This window comes from Stutzerimonas sp. VN223-3 (assembly GCF_045999685.1).
Classification (GTDB): Bacteria; Pseudomonadota; Gammaproteobacteria; order Pseudomonadales; family Pseudomonadaceae; genus Stutzerimonas; species Stutzerimonas stutzeri_AR.
Genome location: NZ_RBEC01000003.1, coordinates 487,942 through 501,865 on the forward strand (window position 1 = coordinate 487,942; position 13,924 = coordinate 501,865).

Consider the following 13,924-nt stretch of genomic DNA (forward strand, 5'->3'; position numbering starts at 1 on the left):
CGGGCAAAGTGCCCGGCTTCATCAGATCAGCACCGCCTCAAGGACGCGCTTCGACTTCAGCCTCTACGCGACGGTTGATCGCGCGGCCTTCATCCGTTGAGTTGTCGGCAACCGGACGGGATTCGCCATAGCCAACCGCGTCGACTCGGCTACCCTCCAGACCATACTGATTGACCAGCACGTCACGCACCGCGTTGGCACGACGCTCGGACAAGCGCTGGTTGTAGGCGTCAGTACCAACCGAGTCGGTATGCCCTTCGACAACGGTTGAGGTCTGACCATACTGCTTCATGAAGTCTGCCAGATCCTGGATGTCGTCCATGCTGTCCTGCTTGACCTGCGCACGGTCGAAATCGAACTTGACGTCGAGCTCGACACGAACGGGCTCAGCCATCGGCTCGGGCTCCTCAGGCTCGGCAACCGGTGTCGGCTCGACGGTTTCGACCATAGCGACCGTCTCCTGCTCGGTACCGTTGGCCCAGCAATAAGCAGCCGCTATACCGCCACCGATCAATGCGCCGTAACCTGTATAGGTGCTGCTCTCTATCGCACCCAGCGCGGCACCGGTGACGCCGCCGACAGCTGCACAGCTGGGCCAATCCTGCTTCTGCACCCCTGCACAGCCGGCCAGAAAGGTGGTCATCACAATCACGGGTACTGCTGTCCGTAAGCTACTCATCGGTAAAATCTCCTAGTATGGGATCGGCCAGAGCGCCATGCAGACGGGCATAAGCGACTCCAGTTGTAACGAGACTAGGCCGGCATGCGCTGCCGCGCTAGTCTTTACGCTTTGCCAGACGGTACGAATTGCATCTCTGCAACGTTCGATGCCTGACTCCGAGGATCCCGGTTTGATCGCAACCAGCTCATCACAAAGTCCGCAACAGGCACTGGCCGCACTCCTTGAGCAATACGCCCCAGCGCGCCTGTTGCATGTAGGCCTTAGCGATCTTCCCGCAATCGAGGCGTTCAGCCGCAGCCACCAAGACAGCCAGATCGACCGCGCACCAACTCCTCCACTATCCAAAGAGCTGGCCAGCCGCCGGTATGATCTGGCGCTCGTTGCCGACTGCCTGGAACACTTACCGAAGCGAGACGGCCTACAGTTGCTCGGCGGCATCCGTAACCTCAATGCCAGCCGCATTGCGGTTCTGGTTGATTTGAATGCCTGCGATTGGCAGGCCACGGATTTCTTTGCCCTCGCTCTGCAGGTCAGTGCGCGCTTCGAACGTGACGAACAGACCTTGACCCTCTTCACCTACGACCTGCTGGATTACAAGCAGGTTCCGGACTGGCTGAATGCGAAGTTCTGGGCCAACCCACAAATGTTTGGCAGATACTGGTGGTGACCCAAATGCTGACCTGCGAACCGCTACATGACGCCAATTGCCCCTGCGGCAGTGGTGATCCACTCCGAGAGTGCTGTGGCCGCCTCCATGCCGGGCTGCCAGCACCAAGCGCCGAGCGGCTTATGCGGTCGCGTTATAGCGCCTATGTGCTGGGGCTGATTGACTACCTGAGGGCAACCACATTACCTATTCAGCAGCCTTTATTGGACCTGCAGTCCATGAGGGATTGGAGCGCCACCAGTACCTGGCTGGGATTGGAAGTCGAGGAGAGCCAGCTGATCGGAGGGCAGCCGGAGCATGCGCTGGTGAGCTTCACCGCTCGCTGGCATGACTTGGAGGGAGAGCACGTCCAGCACGAGCGCTCGGCCTTTGTGCAGCACGACGACCGATGGTACTTCATCGACCCGACCATCCCACTAAAAGCCAATCGTAACGATCCCTGCCCGTGCGGCAGCGGCCAAAAATACAAAAAGTGCTGTGCTGCCTATATATGACAAAGGCCGGCGAGCGCATCGCGCCAGCCGGCCTCTTTTATATCTACCGGCGGGATTACTTTTCGACGAACGCCCTTTCGATCAGATAGTGCCCTGGATCGCCCATGCGCGGCGACGCCTTAAGACCGAAGCTATCTAGCACCTCACTGGTTTCGGCCAGCATGCTCGGGCTACCGCAGATCATCGCGCGATCATCCTCTGGATTGATGGCTGGCAGGCCAATGTCACTGAACAGCTTGCCGCTACGCATCAGGTCGGTCAGGCGTCCTTGATTATCGAACGGCTCGCGAGTCACGGTCGGGTAGTAGATCAGCTTTTCCTTCAATGCTTCGCCAAAGAACTCGTTCTGCGGCAGATGCTCGGTGATGAATTCGCGATAGGCAACTTCGTTCACGTAGCGCACCCCATGAACGAGAATGACCTTCTCGAAGCGCTCGTAGGTTTCTGGATCCTGGATCACGCTCATGAACGGCGCCAGGCCGGTGCCCGTACTCAAAAGATAGAGGTGCTTGGCTGGCAGCAGGTCATCCAGCACGAGGGTGCCAGTCGGCTTGCGGCTAATCATCAGGGAATCGCCTTCCTTGAGATGCTGCAGACGCGAAGTCAGCGGGCCGTCCGGAACCTTGATGCTGAAGAATTCCAGATGCTCTTCATAGTTGGGGCTGGCGATGCTGTATGCACGCATCAGGGGCCGCCCTTCGACCTCCAGGCCGATCATCACAAACTGGCCATTTTCAAAGCGCAGCCCCGGGTTTCGGGTGGTTTTGAAACTGAACAACGTGTCGTTCCAGTGATGCACACTGAGGACTCGCTCGACGTTCAGGTTGCTCATGTACGGATTCCCCTTTTAGCGCGCAGTGACACTTCAATATTTACGATAGTCTACCGGCACCTTTAATATCCGTTAACTGAATATTAACGATATATGTTATCGGTTATATAGATATGCATTTTACGTTGCGCCAGCTTGAAGTCTTTGTCTCGATTGCTCGCCAGGAAAGCGTTTCCCGCGCGGCGATAAGTCTCGCCCTGTCGCAATCGGCGACGAGCACTTCGCTGGCTGAGCTGGAACGCCAGTCCGGCTGCCAGCTCTTCGACCGCGCCGGCAAGCGCTTGTGGCTCAATGCGCTGGGGCGTCAGCTATTGCCGCAAGCAGTGAGCCTGCTTGATCAGGCCAAGGCCATTGAGGATCTGCTAGCTGGTAAGTCGGGCTTTGGCTCACTCAATGTCGGCGCGACGTTGACGGTTGGCAACTACCTTGCGACCTTGCTGATCGGCAGCTTCATGCAGCGCCATCCGGAGTGCCGGGTGAAGCTGCATGTCCAGAACACGGCGCATATCGTTATGCAAGTCGCGCAGCATGAGCTGGATCTCGGGCTGATCGAGGGCGATTGCCAGCACCCAGATATCGAGGTGCTTCCTTGGGTCGAGGATGAATTGGTGGTGTTCTGCGCACCGCAGCATCCGCTGGCTGGGCGCGCGGACGTAGGCCTGGACGAGCTGTCGCGCGAAGCCTGGATTCTTCGGGAACAGGGCTCGGGGACTCGCCTGACGTTCGATCACGCCATGCGTCATCACCCAGCAAAGCTGAATATCCGACTCGAGCTGGAACATACCGAAGCGATCAAGCGAGCCGTCGAGTCAGGGCTGGGGATTGGCTGCATTTCGAGGTTGGCGCTGCGTGATGCATTTCGCCGTGGCAGCCTGGTTGCGGTGACAACCCCAGAGCTGGATTTGACGCGGCAGTTCTATTTCATCTGGCATTCGCTGAAATACCAGACGGCGGCGATGCGTGAGTTCGTCGAGCAGTGCCGGGCGCTTACGGCCGGAATCCGGCGTAGTGATGAAATCGTGCTGCCGACAATTGCCTGAGAGGGATGAACTAGTCGGCCATGAAAGAAGCGTGCTTCGCGCGACGGCTTTTCATCAGCCGACAGCTGCTCGACACACAGAAACGTCGATATCAGTTGCTCGGAATCGAACCCATTTGCTGTAACAGCAATGCTGCCTGGGTCCGGGTGCGGACGCCAAGCTTGCGGAAAATTGCCGTGACGTGGGCCTTGATAGTCGCCTCGGAGACGCTGAGTTCGTAGGCGATCTGCTTATTCAGCAAGCCGTCGCAGACCATGGTCAACACCCGAAATTGCTGGGGCGTGAGGCTGGCGAGGCCTTCGCTGGCCGCTTTGGCTTCGGGACTGACATGGGCCACGTCCTGAATATTGGTGGGCCACCAGACGTCGCCATCAAGCACGACCCGAACAGCTTCCTGGATGGTTTGCAACGAGCTGGACTTGGGAATGAAGCCGCTGGCACCGAACTCGCGAGACCGCGCAACAACCGTAGCGTCTTCCAGAGCGGAAATCATCACTACCGGCAGTTGAGGATATTGTCCCCTTAGTAGTACCAGCCCGGAAAATCCGTAGGCGCCCGGCATGTTCAGATCCAACAGCACCAGATCCCAATCCGAGGTTCGGGTCAGCAGGACTTCAAGCTCGGCGATACTGGCTGCTTCAGACAGTCGCACGCCATCTCCCAGTCCCAGTGTCAACGCTTGCTGAAGCGCGCTGCGAAACAGCGGGTGATCATCGGCGATAAGGATTTCGTAAGCAGCCATGGCAGACCTATAGTTTTTATTGGCGCTTTAACCGGCCTGAGCCGGATGCTGACATCATGTCGGCAACACCTCCGAATATAGCTCGGAGATGAAACGAGGTGATGATATCGCGCCACCACTCGAAATTCGATCACCGGCCCGTATTTAATCAGGCGGCGCGAACGTGCCGATCAATGAACATGTGGTCAAGCGCATCGGTTTGAGGCAAAGTTTCCGGCTTTCCCACCCGAGCCCAAGTATGCGTAACCAAGCCCTTCGAGCCGACTTTCTAATGCTCATTACCGCAATGATCTGGGGGACGGCTTTTGTCGCCCAGCGGGTCGGTATGGATAACATCGGTCCGTTCCTGTTCACAGGTCTGCGCTTCGCTTTGGGTGCGATCGTGCTTCTACCTCTAGTGCTGCATCAAGGCCGCGGTGCCGCCCGGCATGAACCTTTCTTTCAGCGGGGCCTGTTGCTGGGAGGTTTTTGCATGGGGCTTGCGCTCACTCTGGGCATCAACCTGCAACAAGTCGGCTTGCTCTTTACCAGCGTGACCAACTCAGGATTCATCACCGGCCTGTACGTCATCGTCGTACCGCTGCTGGGCCTGATCATCGGCCAGCGAACCGGGATGGGAACCTGGCTGGGTGCCGTTCTGGCAGTGGTCGGAATGGCCTTTCTCAGTATCGGAGAGAATTTTCAAGTCGCTTCCGGCGACTGGATACAGCTGGCCGGCGCCTTCGTCTGGGGGATTCATGTGCTGCTGGTGAGCTTCTTCGTCAGCCGCCATGACGCTATTCGCCTGGCGTTTCTGCAATTCGCCACCTGTGCAGTTGTTAGCCTTGCGCTTGCAGCGCTGTTCGAAGATGCCAGCCTGAACGCCATTTGGCTCGCGGCGCCGGCGCTGGTATATGGCGGCATGTTCGCGGTAGGAGTGGGTTATACCTTGCAAGTTGTCGCGCAAAAGCATGCAATCGCCTCACATGCCGCCATCATCCTCTCACTCGAAGCGGTGTTCGCGGCGATCGCAGGCGCGCTGTTCCTCGATGAAAGTCTGAGTCTTCGCGGCTACTTTGGTTGCGCACTTATGTTCGTCGGCATGCTCACGGCGCAACTCTGGCCGCGCAAGGCACTACCACCAACAATCGGCGACGAGATTCCGCAACCGGCAAGACACTGACCGCGCTTAAGGCAATCAGCGCTGGCCGAACGCTGCCAGCGCTCGATGGGTGGCGTCATTTGGATCGGGCTCACGGTGGTGCTTGGCCCCGAGATAGTGGTCCGTGAAACCATCGAGCCAGGCATCCAGCGCTGCAGATGCCCGGCCGTCGCCTGCCAACGCCAGACACAGCGCCGCGACTTCTGCAGTGCATAGATGCTCGCTGCGAGTCGAGCGTCGCAGGTGGTAGCGCGAAAGTACATCAGCCTGCAGGCTCAACACCGGCAGACTATTCAGATACGGGCTCTTGCGGAACATTTTGCGCGCTTCGATCCAGGTCGCATCGAGCAGGATAAACAGCGGGCGCTTGTGCGCGAGCACTTCGACACCGGTCACCACCCGCTCGGGTTCGGCATACTCGCCGGGAAACACCACGAACGGCTGATACTGAGGATCGGCCAGAAGCGCTAGCAGAGCGGGATCGACCCCGGTCCGCTGCCAAGTGAAGGCGTGGGTGTCAGCAACGATGTCAGCGATCAACCAGCCGGTGTTGCTCGGTTTCAGCGGCTCGATGTCGTGCATGATCAGGCACACCCCGCTGCTCGCCTCCGCCTGCGGAAGCCAGCTGCACAGGCAATGGCTGCTGGCGACGCGGCAGCGGACGCAACGAGGCGTACGCGAACCCCTCGCGACAAAGGGCTTGGCGCTACGGGCCAGGCGCGCATCGCGCAAACGGGCTACGGCATGTGGCATGGATACTGGGGTTGATCTGGGCGGGCCGGTAGTTTAGCAGGCAGACCGGCACCGATGTCAGGCACCAATGAACCGCGCTGGCAGCCGCCGGTCGAACGACGGTAGTCATCAGGAGATCACCATGCACCGTCTGACCACTCTAATCACGCTCTGCCTCGCCCTGCCCTTTGCTCACACTGCTTCGGCACAGGATCAGGCGCTCGATCAGCTACTCGAGAAGGTCGCTCGAGAAAGCAGTGTCGGCACGCCGCGCGCCATCAATTCCGACCTCCTCGACGAAGGCTACAGCGTCGACGGGAATGAGTTGGTCAATCACCTGAGCGTCCAGCCTCGCCATGCCGCGCAGATGCGCGACAATCCGAAGCAGGTCCGTACGCAACTGGCTGCGAGCGTTTGCAGCAATGATGGCCTGCACCAGTTGATGAACCAGGGCGCGGTATTACGCTTCGAATTCAGCGAATACCAGAGCAAGAAACCGATTACTACAGAACGTTACCGCGCCAGCGATTGCTGAGGTCGTTTGGCAAGCCGACTTGGTGCAGACCAGCGCAGCGTCATGCATCGCACCAACGCGATGGGCTACTGTTAGATCAGGGCAACCGGGCCGCGCCGACACTGCCGGAACCTCTCGATTCTTCAAATTCCTTGGAGTAGGTGTACTAGCTGCAACAAACCGTGCAAGGAGCAAGGATCTGCGCAGGGCGACGCCGCAAGCGCCGCCGGTTCCAACACAGGGGGGGACGTTGTATGCCTTTCGAACCGGACGATTACCTATCGCGACACTTCAAGACCAGCGGCGCGGACCTGTCGAAAAAGATAGATGAGCTACTCGCCCAAGTCGCCTCCACAACCAGCCAGAACCTGCCGCTCTACCGGGAAATGCTGATAACCGTCATGCGCATGGCACAAGCGGATCGGAGCCGCTGGGACGCCAAGATTTTGCTGCAGACCATGCGCGAGATGGAACACGCCTTCAGCCGACTTGATCAATTCAAGCGCCGTCGCAAGGTCACCGTCTTCGGCTCGGCGCGTACACCCATAGAGCACCCTCTGTATGCGTTGGCGCGCGAGCTCGGCGAAACGCTGGCGCGCTATGACCTCATGGTCATTACCGGAGCCGGGGGCGGCATTATGGCCGCCGCGCATGAGGGCGCCGGTACGGACAACAGCATCGGACTGAACATCACCCTGCCTTTCGAGCAGCATGCCAACCCGACGGTAGACGGTACCGACCATCTACTGTCGTTCCACTTCTTCTTCGTGCGTAAGCTGTTCTTCATAAAGGAAGCCGATGCGCTGGTGCTGTGCCCGGGCGGTTTCGGCACGCTGGACGAAACATTGGAAGTCCTGACGCTGGTGCAGACCGGTAAGAGTCCGCTGGTACCGATCGTGCTGCTGGACGAGCCCGGTGGTTCCTTCTGGAAGGACGCGTTGAGCTTCATGCGCCGTCAACTGGAAGGCAATCGCTACATTCTGCCCACCGACATGCGCCTGATGCGCCTGGTGGATAACGCCGAAGACGCAGCTGCAGAGATCGATAATTTCTACAATAACTTCCATTCGAGCCGCTGGTTGAAGGGCTTATTCGTCATGCGCATCAACCATGTGCTAAACGATGCTGCCCTGCGCTTCATGAATAACGAATTCGCCGATCTATGTCTGAAAGGTCGCTTCGAGCAACAGGCATGCTGCGAGCTAGAACTGGACGAGCCGGAGCTGCAGCGGCTACCGCGGCTGAGCTTCGTGTTCAACGGCCGCGACCATGGTCGACTACGCGAACTGACCGACTTCATCAATGCGAAAGAGAACTGGGCTGAGCCGCTGGGAGCCGAAGACTAAGGGTGGTTAGAGCACCCCAATGGGCCGGAGCAGCAATGCTACTGCGCCTAAGCTAATCGAGCGAGCTGCCCCGTAGGAGACGTCCAATCATATCCAGCGGATAACCACGATAGCTGAGAAATCGTCCCTGCCTGGCCCGCTCCCGCTGGTCACCCGGCACTTCTCCAGAAAATTTGCGCATCCAGACTGCACGCAGCTGTTCGCCCCAATCGAAGCCGCTGTCACGCAGCGCCTGCTCGATATCTTCACGAACCAAGCCACGCTGCGCCAGCTCCTCTCGTATGCGCAAGGGGCCGTAACCCGCATTCGCACGCATGCGAACGAAGCTTTCCAGATAGCGTGTTTCGCTGAGGAGACCTTCTTCGGCAAGACGATCCAGTGCCGGCTCGATGAGTTCGGCTGGCGCACCGCGTAAGCGCAATTTGCGACTCAATTCGATGCGCCCATGCTCACGACGGGCCAGAAGATCCATTGCAGCCCGCCGCACTGCGGCGGGGCTATCAAGCACGACCGGCATGTAGTTTAGAAATCAGCTTCGGCCAGGTCTGCAGCTGCCGGATTGGCTTTAGTGTTCGACGAAACCACCAGCAGCTTGTCACGGATCTGCTGCTCGATCTCGCGGCCGATTTCCGGGTTCTCTTCGAGAAACTTAGCGGCGTTGGCCTTGCCCTGACCGATTTTATTGCCCTTGTAGGCGTACCAGGCACCCGACTTCTCGACCAACCCCTGCTGCACGCCGAGGTCGATAACCTCGCCGTTGCGGTAGATGCCCTTGCCGTAAAGGATCTGGAACTCGGCTTGACGGAACGGCGGCGCCACCTTGTTCTTGACGACCTTGACACGGGTTTCGCTGCCGACTACTTCGTCGCCCTCCTTAACCGCGCCGGTACGGCGAATGTCGAGACGGACCGAAGCGTAGAACTTCAGCGCGTTACCACCCGTGGTGGTTTCCGGACTACCGAACATCACGCCGATCTTCATACGGATCTGGTTGATGAAGATGACCAGACAGTTGGCGTTCTTGATGTTACCGGTGATCTTGCGCAATGCCTGAGACATCAGACGAGCCTGCAAACCGACATGGGTATCCCCCATTTCGCCTTCGATTTCGGCTTTTGGCACCAGAGCAGCCACGGAGTCGACGATGATCACGTCAACCGCATTGGAACGCACCAGCATGTCGGTGATTTCCAATGCCTGTTCACCAGTGTCCGGCTGAGAAACCAGCAGATCGTCAACGTTAACGCCAAGCTTGCCGGCATAGTCGGGGTCGAGCGCATGTTCGGCATCGACGAAAGCGCAGGTGGCGCCCATCTTCTGAGCTTCGGCAATCACCGACAGCGTCATGGTGGTCTTGCCCGAAGACTCAGGACCGTAGATTTCGACGATCCGGCCCTTTGGCAGGCCGCCGATACCCAACGCGATATCCAGGCCCAGCGAGCCGGTGGAAATGGATGGAATCGCCTGACGATCGTGATCGCCCATTCGCATGACCGCGCCTTTACCGAATTGCTTTTCGATCTGGCCCAAGGCAGCAGCCAAGGCGCGCTTCTTGTTCTCGTCCATTACAATCCTCACTTGATCAAGAGGGCCAGAGGCCACGACAACTGTATAAGTAGACAGTATTAGAGCATAGGCAAAATAATGCGCCTAGCCCTGAAGCGGATTTTCTCCAGTCGCGAGTCGGATCAAGCCTACAAGCGCGGCCTCCACGCTCCGCTCGCGCACTGCCTGTCGATCACCAACGAATTGAAAACGTTGGGCGAAGACTTCCCCTTCGTCCGCCCACGCCAGCCAGACGGTGCCAACCGGCTTTTCCGCTGAACCGCCGCCAGGCCCAGCGACCCCACTGACGGCTACCGCGAAGCGCGCCCCGCTGATAAGTAGCGCGCCCCGCGCCATAGCCTCGACCACTTCCCGGCTAACTGCCCCGACCCAGCCGAACAGCTCTTGCGGTACGCCCAGCTGACGAGTCTTCTGCACATTGGAATAGGTAACGAAACCTGCCTCGAACCAAACCGAGCTACCAGCTGTGCGGGTGATGGCCTCGGCGATACCACCCCCAGTGCATGATTCCGCCGTGGTGACTTGCGCATTCAGGTGTTGCAATCTTCGCCCTAATTCGGCGCTCAGCTCAGTTATATCCACAGGCATTTCCTTTTTTGATATGTGGCTCGGCAGTCTGCACGGGTCAGCTACTGCGCCAACGTCGTTTGCTGTCGCGTAGGCGTCCTGGCTCCTGCGATCAGGCTCAGCTGCATGTTAACCTTGCGCTCCTTTTTTTCTCGCCCGCCTTGCGATGCACGGCGGCTTCTCTTCAAACGCAGAACCATGCCAGCGCCCATGCCCAAAGACTCTCAAGATCTGTCCAAACATACGCCGATGATGCAGCAATACTGGCGGCTCAAGCGTGAGCATCTAGATCAATTGATGTTTTATCGCATGGGCGACTTCTACGAGTTGTTCTACGACGACGCCAAAAAGGCCGCCAAACTGCTGGACATTACCCTCACCGCTCGTGGGCAATCCGGTGGCCAGGCGATTCCCATGGCCGGGATTCCGTTCCACTCTGCTGAAGGCTACCTCGGACGGCTGGTGAAACTCGGCGAGTCGGTGGTGATCTGCGAGCAAATCGGCGACCCGGCGACCAGCAAGGGACCGGTGGAGCGCCAAGTGGTGCGCATCATCACTCCCGGCACGGTTAGCGACGAAGCCCTGCTGGACGAGCATCGCGACAATTTGCTCGCCGCCGTTGTGGGCGATGAAAGATTGTTTGGGCTTTCCGTACTGGACATCACCAGCGGTCGCTTCAGCGTGCAGGAATTCGGCGGTTGGGAAACTCTGCTGGCCGAAGTCGAACGTTTGAATCCCGCTGAACTGATGATTCCAGACGATTGGCCCGCTGGCCTGCCGGTCGAGAAACGCCGTGGCGTGAGGCGCCGTGCGCCTTGGGATTTCGACCGCGACAGCGCGTTCAAGGGCCTCTGCCAGCAATTCGGAACCCAAGACCTGAAAGGTTTCGGCTGCGAGAAACTGACGCTTGCCATCGGCGCAGCCGGTTGCCTCCTGACCTATGCCAAGGAAACCCAGCGTACCGCCCTGCACCACCTGCGCAGCCTGCGCCATGAGCGCCTGGACGACACGGTGATACTCGACGGCGCGACTCGTCGCAACCTGGAGCTAGACATCAACCTTGGCGGTGGGCGTGAAAATACGCTGCAGTCGGTAGTCGATCGCTGCCAGACTGCTATGGGTAGCCGTCTGCTCAGCCGCTGGCTGAACCGCCCGTTGCGTGACCGCAGCATGCTCGAAGCGCGCCAGGATTCGATTACCTGTCTGCTTGAGCATTACCGTTTCGAGCAAATTCAACCGCAGCTCAAGGAAATCGGCGACCTCGAACGTATCCTCGCGCGGATCGGGTTACGCAACGCTCGCCCACGCGATCTGGCGCGCCTGCGTGATGCGCTCGCCGCCCTGCCGCAACTGCAAGAAGGCATGCGCGAGTTGGTCGCCCCACATCTCACCGAGCTGGCCGCGAGCATCCGCACCTATCCGGAACTGGCCGAGCTACTGGCCAAAGCCATCATCGACAACCCGCCCGCGGTCATACGCGACGGCGGCGTGCTGAAAACGGGCTACGACGCCGAGCTGGACGAGCTGCAGTCGCTGTCCGAAAACGCCGGTCAGTACCTGATGGATCTGGAAACCCGCGAGAAGGCCCGCACCGGCCTGGCCAACCTCAAGGTCGGCTACAACCGTGTGCACGGCTACTTTATCGAGCTGCCAAGCAAGCAGGCCGAATCGGCACCGGCCGATTACATCCGCAGGCAAACCCTCAAAGGCGCCGAGCGCTTCATCACGCCGGAGCTCAAGGAATTCGAAGACAAGTCGCTATCGGCCAAGAGCCGAGCCTTGGCACGCGAAAAGCAACTCTACGAGCAATTGCTGGAGCTGCTGATCGGTCATCTCGCCCCGCTGCAGGAAAGCGCTGCGGCGCTAGCCGAGCTCGACGTGCTGAGCAATCTGGCCGAACGCGCCCTGACTCTCGATCTCAATCGCCCACGCTTTGTCGATCATCCCTGCATGCAAATCGAGCAGGGCCGTCATCCGGTGGTCGAGCAGGTGTTGCAGACGCCCTTCGTCGCCAATGACCTGAGCCTGGACGACGACACGCGCATGCTGGTGATCACCGGACCGAACATGGGCGGTAAGTCCACCTACATGCGTCAGACCGCTCTGATCGTACTCCTCGCGCAGATTGGTAGTTTCGTACCGGCGAAGGCCTGCGAGCTGTCGCTGGTGGACCGCATCTTCACCCGAATTGGCTCTTCCGACGATCTGGCCGGCGGCCGCTCGACCTTTATGGTGGAAATGAGCGAGACCGCCAACATTCTGCACAACGCCAGCGACCGCAGCCTGGTACTGATGGATGAAGTCGGTCGCGGCACGAGTACCTTCGATGGCCTGTCGCTGGCCTGGGCCGCCGCCGAGCACCTGGCCGGACTGCGCGCCTTCACGCTTTTTGCCACCCATTACTTCGAATTGACAGTGCTGCCGGAAAGCGAATCGGTAGTTGCCAACGTGCATCTGTCCGCCACCGAGCACAACGAACGCATCGTGTTCCTCCACCACGTGCTGCCGGGGCCCGCCAGCCAGAGTTACGGCCTGGCGGTAGCACAGCTGGCAGGCGTACCGGCCGATGTAATCCAGCGTGCGCGCGACCATCTGTCGCGGCTGGAAACGACTAGCCTGCCTCACGAAACACCGAAGATAACCGCCGGCCAGCCCGCACCACCCTTGCAGAACGACCTGTTCGCCAGCCTGCCGCACCCCGTGATCGAGGAATTGGGAAGAGTAAATCCCGATGACATGACCCCGCGTCAGGCGCTGGACCTGCTATACAACCTGAAAACACGAGTCTGACGGTTACAAAAAAGCTGCTAGAATCGCGCGCATTTTTTGGATATATGCGGCATTTGCCTGGTGCCGCTATAGCCCTGCCGAACGGGGAGCGTCATGCAACGCCACCTGACACGCCTGAGGAGATAGCTAGAAATGACCTTCGTCGTCACCGACAACTGCATCAAGTGCAAATACACCGACTGTGTGGAAGTCTGTCCGGTGGACTGCTTCTATGAAGGCCCGAACTTTCTGGTCATTCACCCTGACGAGTGCATCGATTGCGCACTCTGCGAGCCGGAATGCCCGGCCCAGGCGATTTTCTCGGAAGATGAAGTGCCCGATGAACAGCAGGAATATATCCAACTGAACGCGGACCTGGCGGACGTCTGGCCGAACATCACTGAGAAGAAAGAATCGCTGCCGGATGCCGAAGAATGGGACGGCGTGAAGGACAAGCTGCAATATCTGGAGCGCTAAGCGCTGCCGGAATAAAAAATGCCCGCGAGATGCGGGCATTTTTGTTGAAGCAATGGATCAGGCGCGATCAACACTTTTCTTCAAAGTGTCCTTGGCTTCGCCTTTCACCTGCTGCGCGTCGCCTTTGATTTCTTGACGCTGACCTTCGCTTTTCATGCGTTCGTTGTCGGTAGCCTCACCGAGACCCTGTTTGGCCTTGCCAGCGGCTTCATTGAGGTTGCCCTTCATCTTGTCTCCGGTACTGCTCATGGCTATTCCTCTCTGTCTGTTGGTTACGTTCAGTGGACAGAGCGCGTCGGCGGATAGTTTCGCTTTTCCGAGGAACGGTACCTTGCAGCCTTATTCCAGAGCGCCC

The 13,924-nt window shown here is 58.9% G+C and carries 16 protein-coding genes; 8 read left to right on the forward strand and 8 right to left on the reverse strand.

Annotated features, from left to right (window positions below):
- Nucleotides 1–37: 37 nt before the first annotated feature.
- On the reverse strand, nt 38–643 hold the full coding sequence (locus D7241_RS18150) for an OmpA family protein (protein ID WP_408102959.1): 606 nt from the start codon (nt 641–643) through the stop codon (nt 38–40).
- 208 nt (nt 644–851) lie between these two features.
- Here D7241_RS18150 and D7241_RS18155 point away from each other — a divergent pair, with 208 nt between their 5' ends.
- Together D7241_RS18155 and D7241_RS18160 are read left to right on the forward strand one after the other, a co-directional pair.
- Nucleotides 852–1,349 (forward strand): DUF6231 family protein, encoded by a 498-nt coding sequence (locus D7241_RS18155; RefSeq protein ID WP_408102960.1) that lies wholly within the window; start codon nt 852–854, stop codon nt 1,347–1,349.
- A 5-nt stretch (nt 1,350–1,354) separates the two neighbouring features.
- The gene (locus tag D7241_RS18160) at nt 1,355–1,843 is read left to right on the forward strand and encodes a YchJ family protein (RefSeq protein ID WP_408102697.1); all 489 of its coding nucleotides are present in this window, start codon (nt 1,355–1,357) and stop codon (nt 1,841–1,843) included.
- A gap of 55 nt (nt 1,844–1,898) precedes the next feature.
- Here the strand turns inward: D7241_RS18160 and fpr are convergent, their stop codons facing one another.
- Complete coding sequence (fpr, locus tag D7241_RS18165) at nt 1,899–2,675, reverse strand: ferredoxin-NADP reductase (protein ID WP_255979212.1); 777 nt, start codon at nt 2,673–2,675, stop codon at nt 1,899–1,901.
- 113 nt (nt 2,676–2,788) lie between these two features.
- Between fpr and D7241_RS18170 the strand changes: the two genes are divergently transcribed.
- Entirely contained in the window at nt 2,789–3,715 is a 927-nt protein-coding gene (locus D7241_RS18170; RefSeq protein ID WP_408102698.1) for a LysR family transcriptional regulator, read from the forward strand.
- 91 nt (nt 3,716–3,806) lie between these two features.
- Here D7241_RS18170 and erdR read toward each other — a convergent pair whose 3' ends face one another.
- Entirely contained in the window at nt 3,807–4,457 is a 651-nt protein-coding gene (erdR, locus tag D7241_RS18175) for a response regulator transcription factor ErdR (RefSeq protein ID WP_255979216.1), read from the reverse strand.
- 238 nt (nt 4,458–4,695) lie between these two features.
- On the opposite strand from erdR, the gene D7241_RS18180 reads away from it, so the two are divergent.
- A complete protein-coding gene (locus D7241_RS18180; protein ID WP_255979218.1) occupies nt 4,696–5,619 on the forward strand; it encodes a DMT family transporter in 924 nt (307 codons plus the stop codon).
- Between the two features lie 15 nt (nt 5,620–5,634).
- Here the strand turns inward: D7241_RS18180 and D7241_RS18185 are convergent, their stop codons facing one another.
- On the reverse strand, nt 5,635–6,351 hold the full coding sequence (locus tag D7241_RS18185) for a tRNA-uridine aminocarboxypropyltransferase (RefSeq protein WP_408102699.1): 717 nt from the start codon (nt 6,349–6,351) through the stop codon (nt 5,635–5,637).
- A 121-nt stretch (nt 6,352–6,472) separates the two neighbouring features.
- Here D7241_RS18185 and D7241_RS18190 point away from each other — a divergent pair, with 121 nt between their 5' ends.
- Together D7241_RS18190 and D7241_RS18195 are read left to right on the forward strand one after the other, a co-directional pair.
- The gene (locus D7241_RS18190; RefSeq protein ID WP_408102700.1) at nt 6,473–6,865 is read left to right on the forward strand and encodes a PA3611 family quorum-sensing-regulated virulence factor; all 393 of its coding nucleotides are present in this window, start codon (nt 6,473–6,475) and stop codon (nt 6,863–6,865) included.
- Nucleotides 6,866–7,098: 233 nt separating this feature from the next.
- The gene (locus D7241_RS18195) at nt 7,099–8,190 is read left to right on the forward strand and encodes a TIGR00730 family Rossman fold protein (protein WP_408102701.1); all 1,092 of its coding nucleotides are present in this window, start codon (nt 7,099–7,101) and stop codon (nt 8,188–8,190) included.
- A gap of 52 nt (nt 8,191–8,242) precedes the next feature.
- On the opposite strand, the gene recX is transcribed toward D7241_RS18195, so the two are convergent.
- The 3 genes from recX to D7241_RS18210 form a co-directional block, all read right to left on the reverse strand.
- Nucleotides 8,243–8,707, reverse strand: coding sequence for a recombination regulator RecX (gene recX / locus D7241_RS18200; protein WP_408102702.1), 465 nt, complete (start codon nt 8,705–8,707; stop codon nt 8,243–8,245).
- 5 nt (nt 8,708–8,712) lie between these two features.
- Nucleotides 8,713–9,756, reverse strand: coding sequence for a recombinase RecA (gene recA / locus D7241_RS18205; protein ID WP_408102703.1), 1,044 nt, complete (start codon nt 9,754–9,756; stop codon nt 8,713–8,715).
- Between the two features lie 84 nt (nt 9,757–9,840).
- Nucleotides 9,841–10,338, reverse strand: a complete 498-nt coding sequence (locus tag D7241_RS18210) for a CinA family protein (protein WP_408102704.1) — start codon at nt 10,336–10,338, stop codon at nt 9,841–9,843.
- Nucleotides 10,339–10,533: 195 nt separating this feature from the next.
- Here D7241_RS18210 and mutS point away from each other — a divergent pair, with 195 nt between their 5' ends.
- Together mutS and fdxA are read left to right on the forward strand one after the other, a co-directional pair.
- The gene (gene mutS / locus D7241_RS18215; RefSeq protein ID WP_408102705.1) at nt 10,534–13,113 is read left to right on the forward strand and encodes a DNA mismatch repair protein MutS; all 2,580 of its coding nucleotides are present in this window, start codon (nt 10,534–10,536) and stop codon (nt 13,111–13,113) included.
- A 132-nt stretch (nt 13,114–13,245) separates the two neighbouring features.
- Nucleotides 13,246–13,569, forward strand: coding sequence for a ferredoxin FdxA (gene fdxA / locus D7241_RS18220; RefSeq protein ID WP_255979234.1), 324 nt, complete (start codon nt 13,246–13,248; stop codon nt 13,567–13,569).
- Between the two features lie 57 nt (nt 13,570–13,626).
- Here the strand turns inward: fdxA and D7241_RS18225 are convergent, their stop codons facing one another.
- Nucleotides 13,627–13,818 (reverse strand): CsbD family protein, encoded by a 192-nt coding sequence (locus tag D7241_RS18225; protein WP_408102706.1) that lies wholly within the window; start codon nt 13,816–13,818, stop codon nt 13,627–13,629.
- Between the last annotated feature and the right edge of the window lie 106 nt (nt 13,819–13,924).

What these genes read in the sequence shown, in the direction of transcription:
- D7241_RS18225 (WP_408102706.1), bottom strand. Translation starts at nt 13,818, where the DNA reads ATGAGCAGTACCGGAGACAAGATGAAGGGCAACCTCAATGAAGCCGCT.
- fdxA (WP_255979234.1), top strand. Translation starts at nt 13,246, where the DNA reads ATGACCTTCGTCGTCACCGACAACTGCATCAAGTGCAAATACACCGAC.
- D7241_RS18160 (WP_408102697.1), top strand. Translation starts at nt 1,355, where the DNA reads ATGCTGACCTGCGAACCGCTACATGACGCCAATTGCCCCTGCGGCAGT.
- recA (WP_408102703.1), bottom strand. Translation starts at nt 9,756, where the DNA reads ATGGACGAGAACAAGAAGCGCGCCTTGGCTGCTGCCTTGGGCCAGATC.
- D7241_RS18185 (WP_408102699.1), bottom strand. Translation starts at nt 6,351, where the DNA reads ATGCCACATGCCGTAGCCCGTTTGCGCGATGCGCGCCTGGCCCGTAGC.
- erdR (WP_255979216.1), bottom strand. Translation starts at nt 4,457, where the DNA reads ATGGCTGCTTACGAAATCCTTATCGCCGATGATCACCCGCTGTTTCGC.
- mutS (WP_408102705.1), top strand. Translation starts at nt 10,534, where the DNA reads ATGCCCAAAGACTCTCAAGATCTGTCCAAACATACGCCGATGATGCAG.
- fpr (WP_255979212.1), bottom strand. Translation starts at nt 2,675, where the DNA reads ATGAGCAACCTGAACGTCGAGCGAGTCCTCAGTGTGCATCACTGGAAC.
- D7241_RS18180 (WP_255979218.1), top strand. Translation starts at nt 4,696, where the DNA reads ATGCGTAACCAAGCCCTTCGAGCCGACTTTCTAATGCTCATTACCGCA.
- recX (WP_408102702.1), bottom strand. Translation starts at nt 8,707, where the DNA reads ATGCCGGTCGTGCTTGATAGCCCCGCCGCAGTGCGGCGGGCTGCAATG.
- D7241_RS18170 (WP_408102698.1), top strand. Translation starts at nt 2,789, where the DNA reads ATGCATTTTACGTTGCGCCAGCTTGAAGTCTTTGTCTCGATTGCTCGC.
- D7241_RS18150 (WP_408102959.1), bottom strand. Translation starts at nt 643, where the DNA reads ATGACCACCTTTCTGGCCGGCTGTGCAGGGGTGCAGAAGCAGGATTGG.
- D7241_RS18190 (WP_408102700.1), top strand. Translation starts at nt 6,473, where the DNA reads ATGCACCGTCTGACCACTCTAATCACGCTCTGCCTCGCCCTGCCCTTT.
- D7241_RS18195 (WP_408102701.1), top strand. Translation starts at nt 7,099, where the DNA reads ATGCCTTTCGAACCGGACGATTACCTATCGCGACACTTCAAGACCAGC.